Origin of the sequence: Sediminibacterium roseum, from assembly GCF_009939005.1 — a bacterium.
GTDB lineage: Bacteria > Bacteroidota > Bacteroidia > Chitinophagales > Chitinophagaceae > Sediminibacterium > Sediminibacterium roseum.
Genome location: NZ_JAACJS010000011.1, coordinates 122,528 through 145,583 on the forward strand (window position 1 = coordinate 122,528; position 23,056 = coordinate 145,583).

Here is a 23,056-nt window from a genome sequence, read left to right on the forward strand (position 1 = left end):
CAGTATTTTAACTGATGCTAACAATATTTTAACCAATTGTGAGTTGTAGTGAAAAGTCGTATTTCTCCTACAGAAGAGAAAGGATGATAAAAAATGTTAAACCGAGGGTTACTCAGTGAGGTTACCTATAAAGGTAAAAATGACGGTTATTTACCTCGGTTGCCAAGGCGGCCCAGTTCTTTTTTCGCAACATCGGGATAAACTGAGATCAGGTGTGAGCGCACCAGGTTGGGGGTGGCCCTGTTCTGCCCCTCTCCCTTTAAAGTGATCACCTGCGATGCGCGCGCCGGCATATGGCAATCAATGCAGTTTGTGGTGATCACACTACCCACTTTGTCTGCAAATAAACAGAATTGTTTTCCGCCCGGTACATGGCAACTCATGCATCGGGTTGACAGTACCTGTAAATTATCCCTTTCCTGTTTGTGCGGGTTGTGGCAGGATGAACAGCTCATCTGTTGCGCCGAATTCTTAAAACATTTGCTTGCCTGCAGCAATTGGTACTGGTTGCCATGAACATCCAGCTCCGACGCCGCCTGTTGTACGGCATCCGGCTGAAAATAATCTTTAAGCAACTCCCCCGGCTTAAAACCAAACGGTGTGCGCAGCGGTTCATGTATCCCCGAGTGGCAGGCCGCGCAGTTCTCCAGCCGCTGCAGGTTGCTGAGCGATTTGTAGGAAGTGATGTATTTCGCAATTTTTTCGGAAGGATGTTCTTCCTGGTAGGCAACATGCGCCGCAGCAGGGCCATGGCAGCGTTCGCAATCGATGCCATAAATAATATTGTTCGGATTGAAATCGTCTACCCTGTATCCCTTCTGCGCCCGGATGGCGGTGCGTTCGATATAGGAACTATGGCACTCAAAACACCCAATCGGGATCATCCTGTCGAAACGGATCTTGTCGGCGGGGTAATTGGGACTGTTCACCCATGCTTTTGCCGCAACAGAATAGGTAACGGGCAATTGAAATGCATTGGCGCCGTACCAATATAAAAATGTCTGTGCCTTTCTTCCCGAACCGATCACGATGTCAAAGGGAAACGCGGCTCTCTCTACCCCATCCTGCACCGCAGCCTGGTAAAACCGGCCGTCCTGCTCCTTCATTACAACCTTCATGTGCGGGTTGTATTCGTAATGGTTGCTGTCTTTGTGAAAACTGCCCGCGATACGCGCCCGTGTTGCCGGCGCAGTACTGTTTGCATGCGCGGTTGCTGCATACGATACCGCAATATCCGCATGGCATTTTACACAGGTGGCCGCACCCGCATAACCTTCTCCCCTCGCGTCGTTGCTCCGCTGCACGGTCTGTGTGCACTGGTTGAATAAAAACCCGGCCACAACCAACACAAGGATCACTATAAACGAACGTCTTTTAATCATGCGGTGTATTTGATACCCGGTAAAGCAACGCAACAAACTTGTTACTGCAAAGAAACAACCGATCTCTTACCATCGTACCTCACCCTTTCTTTTTTTCCATACCCTATCCATTCAATATCAAATACTCTTGCCCCAGGCGCGGCAGTATTTGTTTTGGGTGATTCGATGGTGAGCCTCTTTTGTTTTTCGTTCCAGGTAAATTTTGTCAATCCGTATTTTCCCCTGAGGTAATCTGTGCTTTCGCCATCGTCTTCATACAAAACAAATTCTCCATCGGTGCCTGTATATATTTTGATCGTAAGTGCGGCCCTCACCGGCTCGGCTGTGTATTGGCGGATGGTATCTACCGGCAGGATGGCTCCTGCCCGTATATAAAGCGGCATTGTTGCGAGGTCTACCTGTTTCGCAATCGTTGTTCCGCCTGTTACGGTTTTATCCGTCCACCAGTCGTACCAAATACCCGCGGGCAGGTAGAGCTTACGCACCTGTGCCTCTTTTTCATATACCGGCGCCACCATGATGTCTTTTCCCCAGAGAAACTGGTCGCCGGTTCCCGCAGCTTTTTCATCCTTCGGGTAATGCAGCCACAATGCACGCATCATGGGCATTCCTGTTTCTCTTGCCTGCCAGGCTAACGTGTATGTATAAGGCATGAGCCGGTACCTGAGTTCGTTGTATTGTTTGATCACCGGTTCTACGGCAAAATTATTCATGGCAGAACGTGGCGGTATGGCCCTGTTTTCTGCGGGCCCCATCGCTTCACGTCCCCATCCCCATGGCAGGTGGAGCCACCACGACCGGCCATGCGAACGGAAGGATGCATTGAAGGAGGCGAACTGGTGCCAGCGTACATACATTTCGCCGCTGTAGGTTTCGTTCGGGTAAAATCCGCCAATGTCCGATCCCCAGAACGGCGCAATGCTCAAAGAATAATTGATGCCCACGGCAATCTGCGCTTCCAGTGTTTTCCAGGACGATTCCGTATCGCCCGACCAAACCCATCCTCCCCATTGCGCTATACCCGGATAACCATTCCGCTGCAGGCTCCACGGGCGCTTACCGGGTTGCGACAACAACATGCCCTGGTAATACAACTGGTGCCGCTTGATGCGTTCATGCAGATTGAACCAGTCGCCCTCATCGGGCCAGAAACCATCAACGCCCATTTTTACAAGCGGCTCGTGCTGTTTCCAGTAGTTTTCAATATGCGATGCGTCTTTGGTTTCTCCGGGTTTTGCGGGAATGGATCCATGAAGACCTGGCAATCTATCCCTGTCCCACGGCACCATATGCAATATCACCTTCACATTATTGCCGTGAACCGCATCAAAAAATTTTGAGGGAGGATTTTTAAATACTTCGGGATTGAATTCAAACGAAGGTTGTGTCTTGTTCCATCCGCTCGGCGTAAAACCTGTGCCCAGGTAGATCACCGCATCGATCGGGATTTTTTTCTGGCGGAATGTGTCTACAATGCCGCTCATCTGCGCATCTTCTTCGAGCGTTCTGTGCGACTGCATATAACCCAGCGCCCATTTGGGCGGGAGGGCCGCCGGGCCCGTGATGCGGGAAAAATCACGCATCATCGACGATGGATCCTGCGCATCAAAAACAAATACATCGAACAAACCCGGTATGATCTTATCTGCCGGTGGCAACCCTTTACCCATGTTCTGCCCCTGGTTCTTTTCGTTCTGCGGCTGCGCTGTTACGCTTACCTGTGCAGGAATGAATTTACCTTTTGTTTCCTGACGCAGGTCTACCAGCACCCATGGCGCCGCAACAAAAATTCCCCAGCCACTCGTGCCGGTCAGCATGGCCACCGGGTTGCGCGATCCGTATGCATCGCCCTGCCAGCGGGGTTGCATGCTGTCTATGCGGCCCCTCCTGTCGAACTGAACGTTTTGCAAACGCCAGTTCAACCCGCGTTCCGGTTTAGGACCGCCCTCTCCCATTCCCAACACTTTCTCGTTGCCGTTCAGCAGGAACGAAACCGACCCATCGTTCTCAAACACCAGCTGCTGTACGAGCTTTTGTTGTTTGTTGGAAATGCGGATCGTCAAAGGAGATGGCGTGATGTGCACCGTCAGATCACCAATGCGTTGCACCTTTTCACGATCGATCGAACGCATGCGTGCAAGTGGTATGGTGTATGCCGCCGCGGCCAACGATGGGTTATCGCCCGTTGCGGGTTCGTACGAAACCGGCGCGAGCATCAACCGTATGCAGTTGTTGCTGATCCGGTACAACCGCAGTTCAGCCGGGGCGCCCGAGGCAGTGAGCGGTTGCGCCCGCAGGGTATGAGAAGCAGCCACCAGGGAAATCAACAGTGCAAACCATCTCGATCGCATAGGCAAACCATTATTGCCGCGCGTGGGATGCGGGGCATGTTATAAATGTAATCCTGACACCAATGTAACCCGGAACAAAAAAGCAGGGGTCTCCGATTTTATCCTTTGCTGCCCGTATTTTATCCTGCTTGCCATCCCTGCTTCCAACCGTTTAAAACATTTAGGTTTACTTTAATTGTCTTTTTGACAATAAATATTTTTTCCGAAGTAAATTTATGTTATTATTGACCCGTGATGACCCACAGGTCCTTCGATTCGCGCTATGAAAGTGTTACAGTTCACGATACCGGTAGCAGGCAATAAGAACATCATTCTACGGCATGAGGTGTTGCCGCATTTTTATCCCCACCTGCACAGGCACGACGAGATCCAGCTCACCTGGATCAAAAAAGGAGAAGGAACGCTGGTGGTAGACAACAACATGCATCCTTTCAGCAGCAACCAGATCTATTATCTTGGCGCCAACCAACCGCATGTGTTCAAGAGCGATCCTGTTTATTTCAAATCAAAAAGCAAACGCAAGGTAGAGTCGCTCACCATACATTTCAATCCCAATGGCAAACTGAGCCATCTCTTCAGTCTTGAAGAAATGAAAGCAGCCGTTTTGTTCCTCCAGAAACACAGCAACGGTTTCGTGGTCCCGGATAAGCACGTGGATGAAGTGGCGCAAAAGATGGTGGCAGTGAGCAAATCGAACGGAATGGACCAGCTCATCGCTTTTGTCGATCTCTTGAAAAGATTTTCAACGATCGCAAGGTTAAAAGAACTGTCGCGCTCCACCGCGCTCAACACGGTGAGCGAGCACGATGGGATCAGGTTGAGTAATATTTACCATTTCATCATGGCGAATTATGCAAAACAGATCACGCTGGAAGATGTGGCAAAACAGGCGCACATGACAACGCAGGCCTTCTGCAGGTATTTCAAGAAGAGAACACAGCATACATTTGTTTCTTTCCTGAATGAAGTGCGTATAAACGAAGCCTGCAAAAAGCTGACGATGCAGGATTTACACAGCGTAAGTATCTCAAGCATCGCCTATAACTGCGGGTTCAACACCATCACCAATTTCAACCGCGTTTTCAGGTCGGTGGTTGGCGAATCTCCACGCGAGTACATGGATCATTATTTTAAAAGTACCTACGAAGAACCGGCGGACCATTAGCCCGGGGTTACTTTGCTTTTATCCTCAATACCGTTATTGAATATTTCGGAAAGGAATAGCGCAGTTTTTTAGGTTCGACACCTTTAAACGCAGACCGGACAGGCACGTATTTTTTTGGCATTGCAAAACTGTTTTCCGCATCAAGTGCATCCGAAGAGATCGTGAATGCGGTTCCTTCTTCGTTGAGAAGTGTGGCGCCTTCAATTTCAATATCCGTTGTATAGGCCTCGTCCGAAACATTGGCCGCTTTGATGATCAGATCCCCGCTTTTGGCATCACGCCCTGCAAGCGTTATGAATTTCGGGGGCTCTGTGTAAGTCATCAACAATTGGTCATCGAGATAGCACTCCACTTTTTCTTTACCAACTTCCAACCGTACATCATACCATCTTCCTGTTTCGATCGGCTTTTGCAGTCGCCTGGGCGCTGATACATTTGATACGGATTCATCCATCACCAATTCAAACATTGAACTGTTGTTTACCAGCCCGCCTATGTGCGCGCGCAGCATGGTCTTGCCGTTCACTGCAAACGGGATGATGAAGGCGTTTGTACCGGACGTCTTCCGCGCTTTCAATTTCAGGGTATAGGTGTCGAAGGTCTTATCTTTCAACAGCATGAGCCGTTGAGGGCCTTGCACCGTCTGCGCAATGGCGCCATCCTGTACCTGCCAGTTGCCACGTACGGATTGCCATTCTCCGGGGCGGTTTACAAAATCGCTTTTGTAAAGCTGTTTTCCATCGCGTACGATCTCAATGTCTTTGTATTCGGTCTGTGTATCCCATGTGGCCAGCCCGATGCCGCCCGTATTGCGTGGTTTGGGATCTTCCGGCTTTTTAATGCTTAAGCTAACGGGCAGGTTTTTATCCGCCCGCTGGCGGTTCATCAGTTGAATGGTGTAATACGAGATGCGGGCAAAACTGCTGTCAGACTTGAATTTGATCAGGTTCACCGGCCAGTGCCTTGTGTTTACATTTTCAAAAAGTGGCGCGTAGCTCGACATCTTAACGAGGTCGCCATTGTTCTCCATACCCATGATGTATACCGCATCATTCAATGCAGCAAGCATGTTACCGGCGCCCACACCTGCATTGGTTGCATATTCGCCAACGTATACTTCGTAATCGCCGCGTTTGTATTTGTCGAAATGATCGTAATTGTTGAATGTCCAGAAAGCTCCTTTATAAGCGTGCTCATCGGCCATATCAGTTGTTTTGATGCTGTCGAGCGTACGCTTGTTAATGTCGCCGATACCCATGCTTGAAATGATCTTGATGCCGGGGTATTTTGATTTGATCGCTTCGTGAAAACGGTTGTACCTGCGTGCATACCACGGGCCGTGCTGTTCGTTGCCCACTTCAATGTATTTTAAAGGAAACGGTTTCGGATGGCCGTTTGCCGCGCGCAGTTTACCCCATCTGGAAGTGACGGGCCCCACTGCGTATTCAAGCGCATCCAGCACATCATCGATCACCGGTTGCAGGTCCTCGTCTTTGATGAAGGTGCCGCTCCTGAACTCGCAGGAAACACCGGCGTTGAAAACATACAGCGCGTCGGCTTTGATGTCTTCACAAAACTGGAGGTATTCGTGGAAGCCGAAACCATCGCTCGACCAATAGCCCCATACGCTGAAGGTTCCGGGGCGTTTTTCGAGTTTACCGATCGATGTTTTCCAGTTGGGCGCGCTCTCAACATTGATGCCTTCCACGAAACAGCCACCGGGCCAGCGAACGAATGCGGGTTTGAGATCGGCAAGGTATTGCCCGAGATCTGCACGTACACCATTGGGCCGGTTCATGAATGTTTTGCGTGGGAAAAGAGAAACAAAATCAAACCAGATGTTTCCCGTACCGCCAAATGAAAAAGCAAACCGCGCCTTGCCATCGCTGGCGGAAGGAACCAATGCGCAACTGTATTGCTTCCATTCGTTCCTGGGTGCAGGTGTAAAAGTATGCGAAGCAATGACCGAACCGTTTTGTGAAAGCAGCAATACAGTAAGGGGGCCTTTGTACGAACCATCTGAATGCATATAAAAACTGAGGTCGTAGGTTTCACCTTTCTTTGCATCAATACCCCAGAACCCCTCGTTGGCAAAATAATTATTACCCGCGGAAAGTTTTTTAATGGACAGGTGTGCAGATTGCGGTGTTTCTGCAGTAAGCGGATCGTTTTTGTCAAGCGCCAGGGAAATATCAGCGCCCAAGCCCGTTTCCAGTTTCCAATAAGGGAAATCTGTTTGCACGGGCCATGGCATTTTCCAGTTGCTTGCTTTGCCATTGAGATTGTAATGCGGCTTTTTCTGCGGGTTGCCATCAAGCATTCCATTAACCACAACCGCACCGGGCGGGATACGGCTCTCTTCGAAACCGCGGTTCTGGATGAGCTCAGCGTAAAGACCACCTTCGCCACCATGACTGATCTCTTCAAAGAAAATACCATGCAGCGTAGGCGCAACGGTATTCTTAACTTCTCCCGCATTAACTTTTAAGACCGCATGTTGCTGTGCCGGCAACGCAAGGGCACAACCAACGCAGGCGGTTACGAGTATTGAACGCAACATGCTTTTGAGTTAAATGTTTTGATTTTGTATTGATCAATGCTTTCCGAAAGCATATACAGTGGAGGTCTGGTATTTTTTTCCAGGCTCGAGTGTTGTTGACGGAAAGGATGGTTGGTTGGGCGCATCAGGGTAGTGCTGTGTTTCAAGACAGAACGCGGAGCGGTGCATGTATTTTTTTCCTGATTTTCCCTGGAGCGTTCCGTCTAAAAAATTGCCACTGTAAAACTGGATGGCGGGCTCGGTGGTCAATACCGTTAACTGGATACCGGTATTGGGTGAATATACAACGGCAGCCTCACGTAAACCAGCCGTAGCAACGGGTTTCAGCACAAAGTTGTGATCGTAGCCCAGGCCATTCTTTAATTGCGCATCCGATGCGCCGATGTCTTTGCCAATGGCTTTCGCCGTAGTGAAATCGAACGGCGTTCCTTTTACATCCTGAAGGATACCTGTTGGGATCAATGTTGAGTCTACAGGCGTAAACTTATCGGCGTTGATGGTAAGCACGTGATCAAGAATGGTTGAGTCGCCATCACCGTTGAGGTTGAAATAGCTGTGGTTGGTGAGGTTCACAATGGTTTTCTTATCGGTGGTTGCTTCGTAGTCGATCCTGAGCTGGTTGTCTTCAGACAATCTATAAGTAACCTGCACAGAAAGATTCCCGGGGTATCCTTCTTCACCGTCTTTTGAGATGTAGTTCAGCACAAGCGTATGGGCATCCGGTTGCGAGGCATCCCAAACCTGGTTGTGAAAACCTTTCGGGCCGCCGTGGAGTGCGTTCACGCCGTTGTTAACCGCCAGTTGATACGTTGTGCCATCAAGCTGGAACTTCCCCCGGGCGATGCGGTTGCCGTATCGGCCGATGATGGCGCCGAAATAAGCTTCTGGCTGGGAGAGGTAATCTTTCAGGTTGTTGTAACCCGTTACCACATCGGTTGGTTTACCATCTTTACCAGGCACCTGCAGCGCCACTACCCTGCCACCGAAATTGGTGATCGCAACCTGCATCTGTGCGGCATTGCGAAGGAAATATATGGAAACGGCCTTGCCTTCTGTTTCGCCGGCATACGCTCTTTTAAGCGCAACGGTATCGATGGAACCCAGGGCGGCAGCGGGCGCGGATGGTTCAGACTGGCAGCCGGCCGCAAGCAGGGCCAGGCCAACAACAGGGAGGATACTTAAGTTTTTCATAAGCATAAGGCTTTACAATCGTGAAAAAAACGGGCAAACAGGCGCCGGGCGGCGGGTATCTGCACCGGTATAGCAAAGACAAAATAAGGAGTAATTATTAATTGTCCAAAAAACACTTATTATTTCCTGCAATCATTTCGTGCATTATTGTAAATTGCTATCTGACCAATCACTGATTATGGGCATGGTAAGGTATCACAAACAGACACGCATACTCGTGGCAATCGACTGTATCATTTTTGGCTTCGACGGCAACGAGCTGAAACTTCTCCTTGTACAGAGGGGGCTGGAATATGAAAAGGGCAAATGGAGTCTTATGGGTGGGTTCATCCAGAAGAACGAAGACTTTAACAAGGGTTCTGCGCGGATCCTGAAAGAGCTTACGGGCCTGGAAGGCGTTTACATGGAGCAGTTGCTGGCCTTTGGCAATGTGGACCGCGATCCTATTGAACGTACTGTATCCATTGCGTATTTTGCCTTGATCGATATCAATAAATATGAAAAACAGCTGAACACAGATTACCATGCGGAGTGGTTCCCGATACACAAGATCCCGAAATTGATCTTCGACCACGCAGATATGGTAAAGATGGCCAAGCAGAAACTGCGTTACAAGGCCGCCTTCCACCCGATTATTTTTGAATTGCTGCCGGAGAAATTTACGCTTCCGCAGTTGCAGATCCTGTACGAGTCGATATTTGATACGGAATTCGACAAACGCAATTTCAGCCGCAAACTGCGTTCCACCAAACTGCTCATCAAACAAAAAGACAAAGAAAAAGAGAGCTCAAAAAAAGGAGCCTATTATTATAAGCTCGATAAAAAACAGTATGCCACCAACTTCCATGCCATCCTCAACCTGATCCCGAACCCGGGAAATATTATCAATTAAAAAGGAAAATATTTTTTCCTTTTTTTATTTGTACATTTAAAAGTGTTATTTTGACACGAATTACAAAAACGATTTTTGTCGATGAGGAAAGATTCTTATGTACTTGGAGTGGACTATGGAACCGACTCCGTACGCACAGTTGTTGTGAACACGAACAATGGGGATACGGTTGCTTCCGCGGTATTTTATTACCCTCGCTGGAAACAGGGTTTGTACTGCAACGACGAAGAAAACCGCTTCCGCCAGCACCCGCTGGATTATGTGGAAGGACTGGAGCAAACCATCACGGCCTGCGTAAAACAAGCGGGCCCCGACATAGCAGCAAAGATCTGCGCAATAGGCGTGGATACAACAGGCTCCTCTCCTGTTGCGGTGAACGAAGCAGGCACGCCGCTTGCGCTCCTCAGCGAATTTTCAGAGAATCCGAATGCCATGTTTGTGTTGTGGAAAGACCACACTTCCCTTCCCGAAGCGGCGCAGATCAATGAGCATGCAAAGAAATTTGATGTCAACTACCTGCAATACGTAGGCGGCATTTATTCATCTGAATGGTTCTGGGCCAAACTGCTCCACGTGCTGCGCGAAGACGAGGCTGTGCGGAAGGCCTGTTATTCGTGGGTGGAGCATTGCGATTGGATCCCTTTTCTTCTTACCGGTGGCACCCACATTTCGCAACTGAAAAGAAGTGTTTGCGCGGCGGGTCATAAGGGATTGTGGGCCGAAGCATTCAATGGCTACCCACCCGATCCTTTTTTCTCTTCACTCGATCCACTGCTCAAGGGTTATGTGGATACGCTGGGAAAAGACACCTACACTTCCGATCAACCGGCGGGCACGCTTTCGAAAGAGTGGGCCGCGAAACTGGGGCTTCCTGAAACCGTGGTTGTTGCCGTTGGCGCATTTGATGCACACATGGGCGCCGTTGGCGGGCAGATCGAACCGTATTACCTGAGCCGCGTAATGGGCACTTCTACCTGCGACATACTCGTTGCGCCCACCGAAGAGTTGGGTGGTACGTTGGTGAAAGGCATCTGCGGACAAGTGAACGGATCGGTGATCCCCGGCATGATCGGTTTGGAAGCAGGGCAAAGCGCTTTCGGCGATACGTATGCGTGGTTCAAGAACATGCTGCTTCAGCCGGTGAAGGAACTCATCGGCGCATCGTCGTTGATCGATGAGGAAACAAAAACCAAACTGGCCGACGAATTATCGGAAAAACTATTGCCGCAACTTTCGGCGAAAGCCGCATTGTTATACCCGGATGAAAAAGACGAGATCGCGATCGACTGGCTCAACGGAAGAAGGACACCCGATGCAAACCAGTTCCTGAAAAGCAGCATCAACGGGCTGAGCCTTTCTACCGATGCTGTAAAAATTTTCAGGTCGCTTGTTGAAGCCACCTGTTTTGGCGCGCGGATGATCATAGACAGGTTTGAGCAGGAAGGTGTGCCCGTAAAAGGCGTGATCGGCCTGGGTGGTGTTGCAAAACGCGCACCTTATGTGATGCAGGTGTTGAGCAATGTATTGAACAGGCCCATCCGCATTCACAAAAGCGAACAGACCTGCGCACTCGGCGCTGCGATGTTTGCTGCAACAGCGGCAGGCGTATACAAAAAAACAGAAGATGCGATGTTGCACATGGGCCAGGGTTTTGACACCATCTATGAAGCCGATGCTGCCAAAGCGGCCATCTACGATCTGCGCTATGCGCAGTATAAAAAGCAAGGCGCATTCATTGAACAAAACAGCAATAAATTATAACAGACACCGATCAAAAAACAACATGGGAAAATTTGAAGAACTGAAGAAAGCGGCTTACGATGCCAATATGCAGCTGCCTGAACTGGGGCTTGTGCTTTTTACATTTGGCAACGTGAGCGTTGCAGACAGAGACTTACAGGTATTTGCCATCAAACCCAGCGGTGTGCCTTATAAAGACCTCACGCCGGAGCAAATGGTGATCGTGGATTTTGATGCGAATACGATTGAAGGATCGCTGCGCCCGTCATCCGATACAAAAACGCATGCAGTATTATACAAGGAATGGAACAGCATCGGCAGTATTGTGCACACGCATTCTACTTATGCAACAGCATGGGCGCAATCGCTGCAGGACATACCCGTGTATGGAACAACGCATGCGGATCATGCCACCGTTCCTGTACCCTGTGCACCGCCGATGGATGATGAGATGATCAAGGGCGACTATGAACATGAAACCGGCTACCAGATCATCAATTGTTTTAAAGAACGGAATTTAAGTCCGGGAGAACTGGAAATGATACTGGTCGGCAACCATGCCCCTTTTACCTGGGGCGCCACTGCGCACAAGGCCGTATACAATGCGGCAGTGCTGGAAGAAGTGGCGAAGATGGCTTTCCTTACGCAAACAATTTATCCCGCGGCGGCTCCTTTGAAAGATTCGCTGATCAGGAAACACTACGAAAGAAAACACGGGCCGCATTCTTACTACGGCCAATAATTTCAATATCAAAAAAAAGCAAAGCACATGACCGATCTTAAAACGCTTGAAGTCTGGTTTGTAACCGGAAGTCAGCATTTATATGGAGAAGAAACGCTGAAACAGGTTGCCTCCAATTCAAAGACAATTGCCGATTCGCTGAATGCGGATGAGCAGATGCCGGTAAAAATAATTTACAAGCCCACCGTAAAAACAGCGGAGGAGATCTACAGCATTTGCCAGGAAGCCAACCGAGAGGAAAAATGCATCGGCCTGATCACATGGATGCATACGTTTTCGCCTGCAAAAATGTGGATCGCGGGACTGAAGATCCTCAACAAGCCCATGCTTCACCTGCACACACAATTCAACCGCGATATTCCCTGGAGCACGATCGATATGGATTTTATGAACCTGAACCAGAGTGCGCATGGCGACAGGGAGTTTGGTTTTATCATGACGAGGATGCGGCTCAACCGCAAGGTGGTGGTGGGCCATTGGCAGGACCGCCAATCCATCGCAAGGATCTGCAACTGGATCCGTTCGGCTGCGGGATGGAACGACTGGCAGCAGGCAAAGTTTGCGCGCTTCGGAGACAACATGCGCAATGTTGCGGTAACCGAGGGCGACAAGGTTGAAGCGGAAATTAAATTCGGTTATTCGGTGAACACGTATGGTGTGGGCGATCTTGTAGAAGTGATCAACGCAGTGAAAGAAAGTGAGATTACCGCACTGATCGAAGAATACCACGCGAGTTATAACATAGCGCCTGCCCTGCAGAAAGGTGGCGCACAGGAATCTTCTTTATACGATGCAGCAAAGATAGAACTGGGCATACAGTCGTTCCTGGAAGAAGGTGGTTTCAAAGGGTTCACAACAACGTTTGAAGATCTGCACGGCATGAAACAACTGCCCGGTATTGCAGCGCAGCGCCTGATGGCAAAGGGTTACGGCTTTTCGGGTGAGGGCGACTGGAAAACAGCTGCGCTTGTACGCGCGATGAAGGTGATGGGAAGCGGGCAGGCAGGCGGCACTTCCTTTATGGAAGATTATACCTATCATTTCAATCCCGATAACCCAATGGTACTCGGCGCACACATGCTCGAGATCTGTGAGACGATCGCGGATGGCAAGCCATCGTGCGAGATACACCCGCTGGGCATTGGCGGAAAGGCAGATCCTGTAAGGCTTGTATTCAATTCGGGCCCCGGCCCCGCGATCAATGCATCGGTTATTGATATGGGCAACCGGTTCCGTTTGCTTGTGAACGAAGTGGTTTCGGTGGCGCCCATTGCAGGATTGCCGAACCTCCCGGTGGCGCGTGTGTTGTGGAAACCATATCCGGACATGAACACCGGTTGTGCCGCCTGGATACTTGCAGGAGGCGCGCACCATACCTCCTACTCTCAAAACATCAGTGCGGAGCAGATGGAAGATTTTGCGGGTATGGCGGAAATTGAGTATGTTTTGATCAATAACGATACAAGGTTATACCAATTCAAGAACGAACTGCGCTGGAACGAAATGTTCTATGCACGGTAAAAACACAAATCAAAACCAAAAACTGTCATTATGAAAGGGCTTGCTACCATTGACATTGTTGTGTTCCTCATTTATTTCATTCTTATTTCAGGGTATGGCATCTGGATCTACCGGCGCAAAAAGAAAAAATCAGAGAATACAAAGGATTTTTTTCTTGCCGAAGGTTCCCTCACGTGGTGGGCCATCGGTGCATCGCTGATCGCTTCCAACATTTCTGCGGAACAGTTCATCGGCATGAGCGGTGAAGGATTTTTTGTGGGAACAGCTGTTGCCGCATACGAATGGATCGCCGCGTTAGCGCTGATCATTATTGCGATCTGGTTCATGCCGATCTACCTGAAGAACCGCATCTTTACCATGCCGCAATTTCTGAAGGAGCGTTACAATGAAACCGTTGCGTTGATTATGGCGGTATTCTGGTTGTTCCTTTATGTATTCGTAAACCTCACTTCGATCCTGTACCTCGGCGCCGTTGCCATCAACGGGTTGGTGGGCGGCGAATACCTGCACGTGATCATGGTATTGCTGGCTGTGTTTGCACTCTTCATCACGCTTGGCGGAATGAAGGTGATCGGTTATACCGATGTGATACAGGTGGCTGTTTTGATCATCGGTGGATTGGCAACAACGTATATGGCGCTTACGATTGTGAGTGAACGGTTTGGTTTGGGCAAGGATGCGCTTGCAGGTTTCAATACGTTACTGAAAGAAGCGCCGGATCATTTTCACATGATACTTGAAAAACCCGGGCCGGGCGCATCTCAGGAAACCATCAACAAATACCTCGTGCTCCCCGGTATCGCCATGTATTTTGCGGGCCAGTGGATCGTGAACCTGAATTATTGGGGCTGCAACCAATACATCACGCAACGCGCACTCGGCGCCAACCTGCAGACAGCACGCACCGGTATCCTCTTCGCAGGGTTGTTAAAACTGATGATGCCCGTGATCGTAATGCTTCCGGGTATTGCGGCATATGTATTGTATAAGAACGGCCACCTGCCCCAACTCGCAGGCGGAAGCAAAGACGGCGCATACTCGGCCATCCTGGGCTTTCTGCCCGCAGGATTAAAGGGCCTCTCCGTTGCGGCACTAACGGCTGCAATCGTTGCTTCGCTGGCAGGAAAAGCAAACAGCATTTCCACCATCTTCACACTCGATATCTATAAAAAATACTTCAAACCGAATGCGGAAGAAAAGAAAATGGTATGGACCGGAAGGATCACCATTTTTGTTGCCATGATCGTCGGGCTCCTCTTCACATGGAACGACACACTGGGCATCGGTGGCGAAGGTGGGTTTACGTTCATTCAGAAATACACGGGCTTTATCAGTCCTGGTGTATTTGCCATGTTCATCCTCGGTATGTTCTGGAAGAGAACAACAGGCGCAGCCGCTGTTGCCGGAGTGATCGCAGGTTTTGCATTGTCTGTTTTCTTCAACAACTACGCTCCTTCTGTTTTGGGTAACGAAACCATCCTCTATACTGCCTACACTAATGGCAAGGGTGGATACGAGATCCCGTTCCTGATCAACATGGGCTGGTCGTTCTTCTTTACACTTGTGTTGATGATCGCGATCAGTCTTGGCGGACCGAAAGTAAATCCCAAAGCATTCATATTCGACAAGGGTATGTTTAAGGTCAGCAATTCTGTGCTGGTGCTGATCGTAATAACGATCCTTTTACTGAGTGCACTGTATGTGCGGTTTTGGTAGAATGGTATGGTATAGTATTATTGACGATAAAAAAAAGCGGATCACTGATCCGCTTTTTTTTGCCTGGTAGCGGCACCGCTTCGTTAACCATCCTTGCTACTAAGCAAAAACAGGTGAGTCAAAATCTGCACATAACCCATCAACATAAGAGAATAGCGCCCGGGTTTGGCTGTATATATTTGATCTTACACACAACAAAAAAATATGAAAAGATGCCTGGTCCTGTTTTCAGCAATGATGTTCGGCGCCATTGCACCAAAGGCGCAGCAGGCGCCAAAGGAATTGTTGCTGGCGGACACGATCTACCGTATCCCCGCAAAAAACGATTACACCAAAAAAGAAAGCGACTACAGTTTTGACCGGATGGTGCAGGGCGATAACATTGCTATTTTCTGGCACAGGGAATTTGGCGATAAGCCCTGGGAGAATGCGGATCCGAAAAAACGTTTCGATCCGAAAGATGCATTGAGCGAGTGCGAGCGGTTTTACAATTTTTATGTGAACGACCTGAAGTTTGTAGTAAAAGGAAAATCTTTTACCGATAAATACAAAATGGTATTGTTCGTGATCAACGGCGAAGGCGGCACCGCATTTGGTGGCGGCACGGGCAATGTGGGCATGCTGTGGACACCCGCTGCGCGCATGAACAAAGCACCGTATGGTGCATTGGCGCATGAGCTCGGGCATTCGTTTCAGTACATCGCATCAAAAGACAATGGCCGCGGGCCGAGGGGAACGATATCGGAAATGTCTGCGCAATACCTGTTGTGGCAGGTGTACCCAGAGTGGATGACCTTTGAAAACTACCACCTCGTTGATTTTTTGAAAGGCACGCATTATGCGTTTCTGCACGGTTACAATACGTATCACTCGCCTTATGTTTTTGAATACTGGCACAACAAACGCGGCAAAGAATTCTTTGGGAACTTTTTCCGTGCCACGCAGGATGGCGACGATCCTGTTATGACCTACAAACGGTTCACCAACCAGACACAGGAAGAATTCAACGATGAGATGTTTGATGCGTGCCGCCGTTTCATTACCTGGGATATGCCAAGGATCGAACAGGTGGCGAGGCCTTATGCAAATCAGCATTTCACCACGCTTAATGCCTTAGGTGATAACTGGTACCAAATAGCCAAAGCAAAATGCCCGCAGAACTACGGTTACAACGGCATCAGGTTAAAGGTTCCTGGAGATGGTGGCCAGGTTGAAGTAGATTTCAAAGGTGTTGCAGGAACAGATTCATTCAATGCTGTTAAAGTAGACAAGGCAGGATGGCGGTATGGTTTTGTGGCCTATCAGAAAGATGGCAAACGCGTGTACGGCGAGATGAATAAAAAACCGGAAGGCAAGGCAAAATTCAGGGTTCCCAAAAACACGGAATACCTTTGGCTCGTTGTAATGGGCGCCCCCACAGAGCACTGGCCCATCGCCATGCGCAGAAGATCAACCGATGGAACACCCCCACCACCGGTATTGGAAGAACAGTGGCCCTACCAGGTAAAGTTCAAAGGAACCGCGCCGGATGAGGCGATGGTAAAAGCGAAATAATTGTATGCATTGTAAAATACAAAGGCACCGTAACTTTTATTTACGGTGCCTTTTTTTTGTTCGCAGATTGCCAGGTTGATTGCCGGTATTTTTTTCATCCTGGATGATGAAGGTTCCGGAGCAATTAAAACCCGTAACCCACGGCGTAGTGGTCGCTCATAATGAGCCCCGACAATCTTGCACCCACCACCTGGTCGCCGCCGGAACGAATAACGTAATCGTACTTGTTGACAGCGTTTGCTACGGAATGCGTGTTGAGGTCAGGCGGACATTTCACGATTCCATCAGGCAGCACGAGGTCATCCGGTTGTTGGTTCCAGTCTGCCCCGATGTACCAGTATGGATAAGATCTCCACACAGCGTCGATCAAACCGGGGGCGTCGGGGCCGTTGGGAGAAATGGCATGGAAAGAGAATATCCATTCTTCACCTAACTGTATGCCCAGCGCTGGGCGCCATGTTACTTCACCGGTTGGCTGGATCAGTGCAACGCCCGTTCCAAAATCATCGGGCGGAACTTTTGTTACGATGGCGGTGTTGACCCTGTTGGCACCGGTATCCCAGTGATGGATGAAGACCCAATAACCAGGACGATATTGGGTTCCGCCCCATTGGTACACGTCTACAAAATCAACTTCGTCTTCGTTGATGGCAAACGGAAGCCGGGTATAGTGATGCCCGCTTGGCGGAACCCTGCCACATTCCTGCAGGCAAACGATGGGCCTTGGAGATATGCTTTGCAGGATGTTCTTAACGCCGGCGTTCCATTTGTTTTCTGTGGTGGCGTTGGATCCCTGCATATTCCATGTGATGATATTCATGATGATGTATTTTGGTTAACAATAGGTTTGGCGCATTTTGTTATAGGCGCTTTTGTTTGCTACCCGGAACGCAGGGGCGTTCAGGAATTTTTTAACAGGTTCTGCGCTTCCGTCATCACGCTTTTTGTTCCCTCCATTGCATTGTCAACCGCCACTTCCGTTGCCTTTAACGCGTTCATGACGATCGTTGTGAATGCCTGCATTTGCCCGTCGTCGGTAACGGATGGATCATTGGTACTTCCGGGCGCCGGCGGTACGATGAGCGATTCCGTTTCTTCTTCCAGCTGTTTCTGCAGATCGGCGTTCTGCTGTGCGATCTGGTCGCTTGTTTTGGTTGTCTGGTTTTTGAAAACAGAATGAATGGTCTGCTGCATCACTTTCATCGACTGCAACTGAACGAGCAATACCTGTTTTCTCAACTCCTTTATTTCTCCCAACAGGTTCTTACGCATCTGGTTGATCTGAGCTGTATTTCCCACGGTTGGTGAAGCAGGGAGCGGCATCGGGTTGACAGGGCCGACTGGTGTTGCTGGCGCGGGTTGCGGCGTTACCGGTGTTGGTGGAGTTGGTGTTGGCGTTACCGGTGTTGTTGGTGCCGGCGTTGGCGTTACCGGTGTTGTTGCTGCTGGCGTTGGCGTTACCGGTGCTGATGGTGCTGGCGATGGTGTTACCGGTGTTGTTGCTGCTGGCGTTGGCGTTACCGGTGTTGTTGCTGCTGGCGTTGGCGTTACCGGTGTTGTTGCTGCTGGCGTTGGCGTTACCGGTGCTGATGGTGCTGGCGATGGTGTTACCGGTGTTGTTGCAGCTGATGGTGCCAGCGCCCCATCCTGCGGATTTGAACCAGGATCCGGCGCTGCATAGGGCGAGGGCCCAACGGGTTTTGGTTGTGCTTCTTCAGGCATAAAAAATTTTTTAAGTATGGTAACTTTTGTTAGGTCACAACAGGCCCCACACCCGGAATGCCATGGTACATCCTGTTTAAAGAAGATCGTACCAGGCATTGCCCAGGGTTTGCACTCCTCATGCTTGTTTGTTGTGCTGGAAGTGGCCGTTTACCTTCTACTTCGCAGGAGGAGCAGGATAAACCGGGCCGCTTGGATAAACAGGCGGAGGAGGCGGAGGAGGGGGATTTAGTGTATCAAAGATGTCGGACACACCTACTGCATCGGTAGCGGTATCTATCGAGTACAAAGTGGTCACACCCATGGTTGTGGTGGCTTGCGCGCTCATGTTGCTTTGCTGCTGCGCGTTGGTGGAATTAAGCGCTGCAAGACCCAGGGCCTGTGCAAACGCCTGGTACGTATTGCCCATCGCGGTAGCAGGGCCTACGCCAAGCACTTCCGTATTCGCCTGGGTTATCGAGTCCGTTATCTGGTCGTTTACTGGAGTTGTTTCCATGATCGATAATTTTTAATCGGTGAACAATGTTGTTTGTTGAACTACTTATTTACTTGATCCAGGATATCAGAAGTACCTACTGCATCGGCAGCGGTATCAATCGAGTACATCGTTGTTACACCCATTGTAGTGGAAGCCTGCGCCGTCATGTTGCTCTGCTGTTGCGCATTCGTACCGTTAAGTGCCGCAAGGCCCAAAGCCTGGGCCATCGCCTGGTAGAGATTGCCCGTTGCAATAGCCGGTGCATCTCCCAAAACTTTGGTGTTAACCTGTGTTACCGAATCCGTGATCTGGCTGTTTACTGGAGTATTGTTTGCCATTATTTCTGGTTAAGAATGATTGGTTACAATTGGTCCCGGGAGATATCAACATACCATCCCGGGACGCCCTTGTTTATTTGTTTAACTGATCGAGGATGTCGGATGTACCCACTGCATCGGTTGCAGTATCAATGGAGTACAATGTGGTCACTCCCATCGTAGTGGAAGCCTGCGCCGTCATGTTACTTTGCTGTTGTGCGTTGGTAGCATTGAGTGCTGCAAGACTTAAAGCCTGCGATGTGGCCTGGAAGAGGTTGCCCATTGCAATTGCAGGCGCATCGCCCAGAACTTTGGTGTTTACCTGTGTTACCGAATCGGTAATCTGACTGTTTACTGCGGTATTTTCTGCCATGATTTTGTGTGTTAAGGATGAATAAAAATTGGTTAAGTGTGTTGTGTGTTTTTAATGATCAGACCGCGGAACAAAGACTGCCCGCGGGCCTGGGTTGTTTATTTGTTGAGCTGATCGAGGATATCAGATACCCCTACCGCATCCGTTGCGGTATCGATCGAGTACAGCGTGGTTACGCCCATAGTGGTTGTAGCCTGTGCAGCCATGTTACTTTGTTGTTGCGCATTGGTTGCATTCAGTGCCGCAAGACTCAATGCCTGGGCCGTAGCCTGGAATAGGTTGCCCATTGCAATTGCAGGCGCATCGCCCAGAACTTTGGTGTTTACCTGTGTTACCGAATCGGTAATCTGACTGTTTACTGCAGTGTTTTCTGCCATGATTTTAGTTTTTAAAATGGTGAATAAAAGTGTTGGATGTTAGATGTATGTTGATTTCTGGAAGGGTTACGACGACTTCTTCACAAGTAATTTGAACAGATCAGAAGCACTTACACCGGTTGTACCCGTGTTGATGGAATACAAGGTTGTTATACCCATTGTTGTTGATGCCTGCGCAGTCATGTTGTTCTGCTGCTGCGCATTGGTGGCGTTCAGTGCCGCCAGGCTCAATGCCTGCCCGGTTGCCACAAACAGGTTGCCCATCGCTATCGAAGGCGCATCCCCCAATACTTTGGTGTTTACCTGTGTGATGGAATCTGTGATCTGGTCGTTTACCGCTGTTGATTCTGCCATGGTTGTTGATTTTATTTTGAATATTGCTTTTTAGAAAATCGTCAGAATGTTGCTGCTAAAACCTGTTTAGCAAACCCGGCCGGTTAAGGCGGGCCGTTGATGTGGATATTCATGTATTTTCTCAATTGCATATATAGCGTTGTTGTTTTACGGCGATCCCCTACGCTCCGGCAGGTATCGTCAGGATCATCTGAACACCTTTCGATGTAACGGCCTGTCCGAGAATATTTCCCTGCTGCTGGGCCTCTGTTGCGTTGTAGGCCGCAAGGCCCAAAGCCTGCGAAACGGCCTGGTAAAGATTTCCCATCGCAACACCGGCGGAGTTGCCAATCGTTTCCGTGTTAACCTCTGTTATCGAATCGGTGATCTGATCGTTTACTGATGATGGCACTTTGTTGGTTTTTTATTGGTTCGATGTAATGCTCTTATTGCTGCCCCGCTATCCTGGATTCCCGTTACCTATCCATTGCCTGCCGGAGTCGGATCCGGTGTTGGTGCTGGGGTCGGCGTCGGCGTTGGTGTTGGATCCGGTGTTGGTGTTGGCGTCGGCGCTGGATCCGGTGTTGGTGTTGGCGTCGGCGTTGGCGTCGGTGTTGGTGTTGGCGTCGGCGTTGGCGTCGGTGTTGGTGTTGGATCCGGTGTTGGTGTTGGCGTTGGCGTCGGTGTTGGCGTTGGATCCGGTGTTGGTGTTGGCGTTGGCGTCGGTGTTGGCGTTGGATCCGGTGTCGGTGTTGGCGTTGGATCCGGTGTCGGTGTTGGCGTTGGATCCGGTGTCGGCGTTGGCAAAGGCGCCGGTGCCGGTGCCGGTGCCGGTGCCGCCGGGCTAACCCCGATCACAGAAAGTATCTTCGCACAGGTTGATGTTGTTGCGGCTGAATTCAACATCTGCGCATTGTGCTGGGTAGATACCGCGTTGTACATCGTCATCCCTATCGTTTCCGCCATCACACTGTTAAGCATGGCCATCGATTGCGAATTCGCCTGTCCGCTCAGCAATTTCTGCATATCAGAAACCGACGCGTAAAGAATATTGTCCGGCATGGTGTACTGTTTTTATGGTTTGTATTCGGTTTTGGTTGTTACAGCTGGCCTTGCCTGCAACAGGCAGAAGGACTACGATCCCGAAGGATACCCTTCCAATACCTGCGCAGCATACTGGCCTATCGTTAAGAAATTACTTGCCGCATGGGAAACCATCCCCTCCGCCATCTTTATAATCGGATCGTACTGGGATGCCGTTGCCGGATTTTCAAGTGCCTTGGCCATCGCAACACCCAACACGGTCGCACCAATGGTATTGATGTTACGCAGGTTGTCTGTAGCATCCTGGATGGTGATGGCGGTAGACTGCGCAACAGACTGGTATGCTTTGCCCGCTCCTTCTGTTGTAATGATCTCAGGAGTGATGGCGGTGTCCAGGGTTGTAAGACTGGTATTTGGCATAAATCATTTTTTCAGTGTTATCTACTATTGTTACATCCTTGCACGTTTGTGTTCTCAAACCATCTTCCTTTCCTGCACCGTCATTTCGCCTTCATTCCCAATACAATGATGAGCTGGCAACACTTTGTCATTGAAGCCGTGGCTATGTTCTGACAGTTGTGCTGGTTGGTTGCCGCATTTTGCATCACCAGCCCGATAGAGGCCGACATGGTTGCGAACGTAGCTGACAGTGATCCCATGGTTTGAACGGTTTCTTTTTGAACGATCTTTAACCGGTTTCCTGGTTTTCATCCTCAATCATATCCGGTAAAAACATATTCTTTATTCCTCTTCAAAAGTATCATGTACACATGCCTGTTTTTTTGTATAAAACATATAATCACTTACCATTTTGGTTCACCAGGATTTTTTTCAGCTGTGTAACGGGCGCAACCGGGTTAAACGCTTTGTAATCGGAAGGCGTACTGCCGATCACTGTTTTAAAACAGCGGCAGAAATGCGCAGGATCAAAAAATCCTGCTTCGTACGCGATACCTGCAATCGTTTCGTTGCTGCATGACAACAACTCGCATGCATACTGCAGTTTTATATCTCTTACAAGACGTTGTGGCGTTACGTTGAACAGCTCTTTCAACTTGCGGTTCAGCGTGCATATACTCAGTCCCGCTGCTGCAGCCAGCTGCTCACTGCTGAACGAATCTTCTATACGTGCGAGTACCGTCGCGAAAAGTTTGTTGAGCCATGTTTTTTCAGCAACCATCTGTTGCAGCAACAGCATGTCTGTTTCGTGAAGCGGGATCCTCCAGGTGAGGGAGGCTGCGTTGTAACTGCGGCGGTTGAGGTTCCTGAAATGGGAAGGGCTGCAACTGAACTCGAGCACAAAGCTCCTGCAAAAAGCACCGTGCCTGCTGAAACCGCATCGTGCAGAGATCTCTTTCACAGGTGCGTCGGTTTCGCGCAGCAGCCGCTTGGCGGTGAAGAACCTGTAGTCCATGATCAGCTTAAGCGCAGAGCATCCCAGTAGTTTTACCAGTTTGCGGTTGAGTTGTGCACGGCTAAGGTGCACGCTCCGCGCGAGTTGTTGAACACCAAAGCCGGCTTTATGCCCATGCTGGATTATGCTCCCGTAGACAGTGTACAGGAACGACTTTTCGTTTTTTCCGATCGTGCCTGGCACA

At 49.7% G+C, this 23,056-nt stretch carries 23 protein-coding genes; 7 read left to right on the plus strand and 16 right to left on the minus strand.

Going from position 1 to position 23,056, the window contains the following annotated elements; genetic code table 11:
• Positions 1–146 precede the first annotated feature (146 nt).
• The gene (locus GWC95_RS05835; protein WP_161817756.1) at positions 147–1,382 is read right to left on the minus strand and encodes a multiheme c-type cytochrome; all 1,236 of its coding nucleotides are present in this window, start codon (positions 1,380–1,382) and stop codon (positions 147–149) included.
• 41 nt (positions 1,383–1,423) lie between these two features.
• Entirely contained in the window at positions 1,424–3,733 is a 2,310-nt protein-coding gene (locus GWC95_RS05840; protein ID WP_161817757.1) for a glycoside hydrolase family 31 protein, read from the minus strand.
• A gap of 262 nt (positions 3,734–3,995) precedes the next feature.
• Here GWC95_RS05840 and GWC95_RS05845 point away from each other — a divergent pair, with 262 nt between their 5' ends.
• Positions 3,996–4,898 (plus strand): AraC family transcriptional regulator, encoded by a 903-nt coding sequence (locus GWC95_RS05845; protein ID WP_161817758.1) that lies wholly within the window; start codon positions 3,996–3,998, stop codon positions 4,896–4,898.
• Positions 4,899–4,905: 7 nt separating this feature from the next.
• On the opposite strand, the gene GWC95_RS05850 is transcribed toward GWC95_RS05845, so the two are convergent.
• Both GWC95_RS05850 and GWC95_RS05855 read right to left on the minus strand, forming a co-directional pair.
• A complete protein-coding gene (locus tag GWC95_RS05850; RefSeq protein ID WP_161817759.1) occupies positions 4,906–7,458 on the minus strand; it encodes an alpha-L-arabinofuranosidase C-terminal domain-containing protein in 2,553 nt (850 codons plus the stop codon).
• 33 nt (positions 7,459–7,491) lie between these two features.
• A complete protein-coding gene (locus tag GWC95_RS05855; RefSeq protein WP_202630229.1) occupies positions 7,492–8,649 on the minus strand; it encodes an aldose epimerase family protein in 1,158 nt (385 codons plus the stop codon).
• A gap of 178 nt (positions 8,650–8,827) precedes the next feature.
• Here GWC95_RS05855 and GWC95_RS05860 point away from each other — a divergent pair, with 178 nt between their 5' ends.
• From GWC95_RS05860 to GWC95_RS05885, 6 genes are all read left to right on the plus strand, one after another.
• A complete protein-coding gene (locus tag GWC95_RS05860) occupies positions 8,828–9,541 on the plus strand; it encodes an NUDIX hydrolase (RefSeq protein WP_317164094.1) in 714 nt (237 codons plus the stop codon).
• An 81-nt stretch (positions 9,542–9,622) separates the two neighbouring features.
• Positions 9,623–11,302, plus strand: coding sequence for a ribulokinase (locus tag GWC95_RS05865; protein WP_161817761.1), 1,680 nt, complete (start codon positions 9,623–9,625; stop codon positions 11,300–11,302).
• Positions 11,303–11,324: 22 nt separating this feature from the next.
• The gene (locus GWC95_RS05870; RefSeq protein WP_161817762.1) at positions 11,325–12,023 is read left to right on the plus strand and encodes an L-ribulose-5-phosphate 4-epimerase; all 699 of its coding nucleotides are present in this window, start codon (positions 11,325–11,327) and stop codon (positions 12,021–12,023) included.
• A gap of 27 nt (positions 12,024–12,050) precedes the next feature.
• Positions 12,051–13,544, plus strand: a complete 1,494-nt coding sequence (gene araA, locus GWC95_RS05875) for an L-arabinose isomerase (RefSeq protein ID WP_161817763.1) — start codon at positions 12,051–12,053, stop codon at positions 13,542–13,544.
• Between the two features lie 30 nt (positions 13,545–13,574).
• On the plus strand, positions 13,575–15,260 hold the full coding sequence (locus tag GWC95_RS05880; protein ID WP_161817764.1) for a sodium:solute symporter family transporter: 1,686 nt from the start codon (positions 13,575–13,577) through the stop codon (positions 15,258–15,260).
• 204 nt (positions 15,261–15,464) lie between these two features.
• Positions 15,465–16,814, plus strand: coding sequence for a DUF6055 domain-containing protein (locus GWC95_RS05885; RefSeq protein ID WP_161817765.1), 1,350 nt, complete (start codon positions 15,465–15,467; stop codon positions 16,812–16,814).
• 124 nt (positions 16,815–16,938) lie between these two features.
• Here the strand turns inward: GWC95_RS05885 and GWC95_RS05890 are convergent, their stop codons facing one another.
• The 12 genes from GWC95_RS05890 to GWC95_RS05940 all read right to left on the minus strand — a co-directional run bounded on the left by GWC95_RS05890 (position 16,939) and on the right by GWC95_RS05940 (position 22,944).
• Positions 16,939–17,634 (minus strand): endonuclease/exonuclease/phosphatase family protein, encoded by a 696-nt coding sequence (locus GWC95_RS05890; protein WP_161817766.1) that lies wholly within the window; start codon positions 17,632–17,634, stop codon positions 16,939–16,941.
• 80 nt (positions 17,635–17,714) lie between these two features.
• Positions 17,715–18,536, minus strand: a complete 822-nt coding sequence (locus GWC95_RS05895) for a hypothetical protein (RefSeq protein ID WP_161817767.1) — start codon at positions 18,534–18,536, stop codon at positions 17,715–17,717.
• Between the two features lie 157 nt (positions 18,537–18,693).
• Entirely contained in the window at positions 18,694–19,032 is a 339-nt protein-coding gene (locus GWC95_RS05900) for a RebB family R body protein (RefSeq protein WP_202630230.1), read from the minus strand.
• Positions 19,033–19,073: 41 nt separating this feature from the next.
• Positions 19,074–19,352, minus strand: coding sequence for a RebB family R body protein (locus GWC95_RS05905; RefSeq protein WP_161817768.1), 279 nt, complete (start codon positions 19,350–19,352; stop codon positions 19,074–19,076).
• A gap of 73 nt (positions 19,353–19,425) precedes the next feature.
• The gene (locus tag GWC95_RS05910; RefSeq protein ID WP_161817769.1) at positions 19,426–19,704 is read right to left on the minus strand and encodes a RebB family R body protein; all 279 of its coding nucleotides are present in this window, start codon (positions 19,702–19,704) and stop codon (positions 19,426–19,428) included.
• A gap of 98 nt (positions 19,705–19,802) precedes the next feature.
• On the minus strand, positions 19,803–20,081 hold the full coding sequence (locus GWC95_RS05915) for a RebB family R body protein (protein WP_161817770.1): 279 nt from the start codon (positions 20,079–20,081) through the stop codon (positions 19,803–19,805).
• A gap of 66 nt (positions 20,082–20,147) precedes the next feature.
• The gene (locus GWC95_RS05920; protein ID WP_161817771.1) at positions 20,148–20,435 is read right to left on the minus strand and encodes a RebB family R body protein; all 288 of its coding nucleotides are present in this window, start codon (positions 20,433–20,435) and stop codon (positions 20,148–20,150) included.
• A 160-nt stretch (positions 20,436–20,595) separates the two neighbouring features.
• Positions 20,596–20,826: a RebB family R body protein gene (locus GWC95_RS19725; RefSeq protein ID WP_161817772.1), complete on the minus strand. Its 231-nt coding sequence runs from the start codon at positions 20,824–20,826 to the stop codon at positions 20,596–20,598.
• A 68-nt stretch (positions 20,827–20,894) separates the two neighbouring features.
• A complete protein-coding gene (locus tag GWC95_RS05930) occupies positions 20,895–21,476 on the minus strand; it encodes a RebB family R body protein (protein WP_202630231.1) in 582 nt (193 codons plus the stop codon).
• Positions 21,477–21,548: 72 nt separating this feature from the next.
• On the minus strand, positions 21,549–21,878 hold the full coding sequence (locus tag GWC95_RS19590; protein ID WP_202630232.1) for a hypothetical protein: 330 nt from the start codon (positions 21,876–21,878) through the stop codon (positions 21,549–21,551).
• Between the two features lie 80 nt (positions 21,879–21,958).
• Entirely contained in the window at positions 21,959–22,117 is a 159-nt protein-coding gene (locus tag GWC95_RS05935; RefSeq protein WP_161817773.1) for a RebB family R body protein, read from the minus strand.
• 140 nt (positions 22,118–22,257) lie between these two features.
• Complete coding sequence (locus GWC95_RS05940; RefSeq protein WP_161817774.1) at positions 22,258–22,944, minus strand: helix-turn-helix domain-containing protein; 687 nt, start codon at positions 22,942–22,944, stop codon at positions 22,258–22,260.
• Positions 22,945–23,056: the final 112 nt, after the last annotated feature.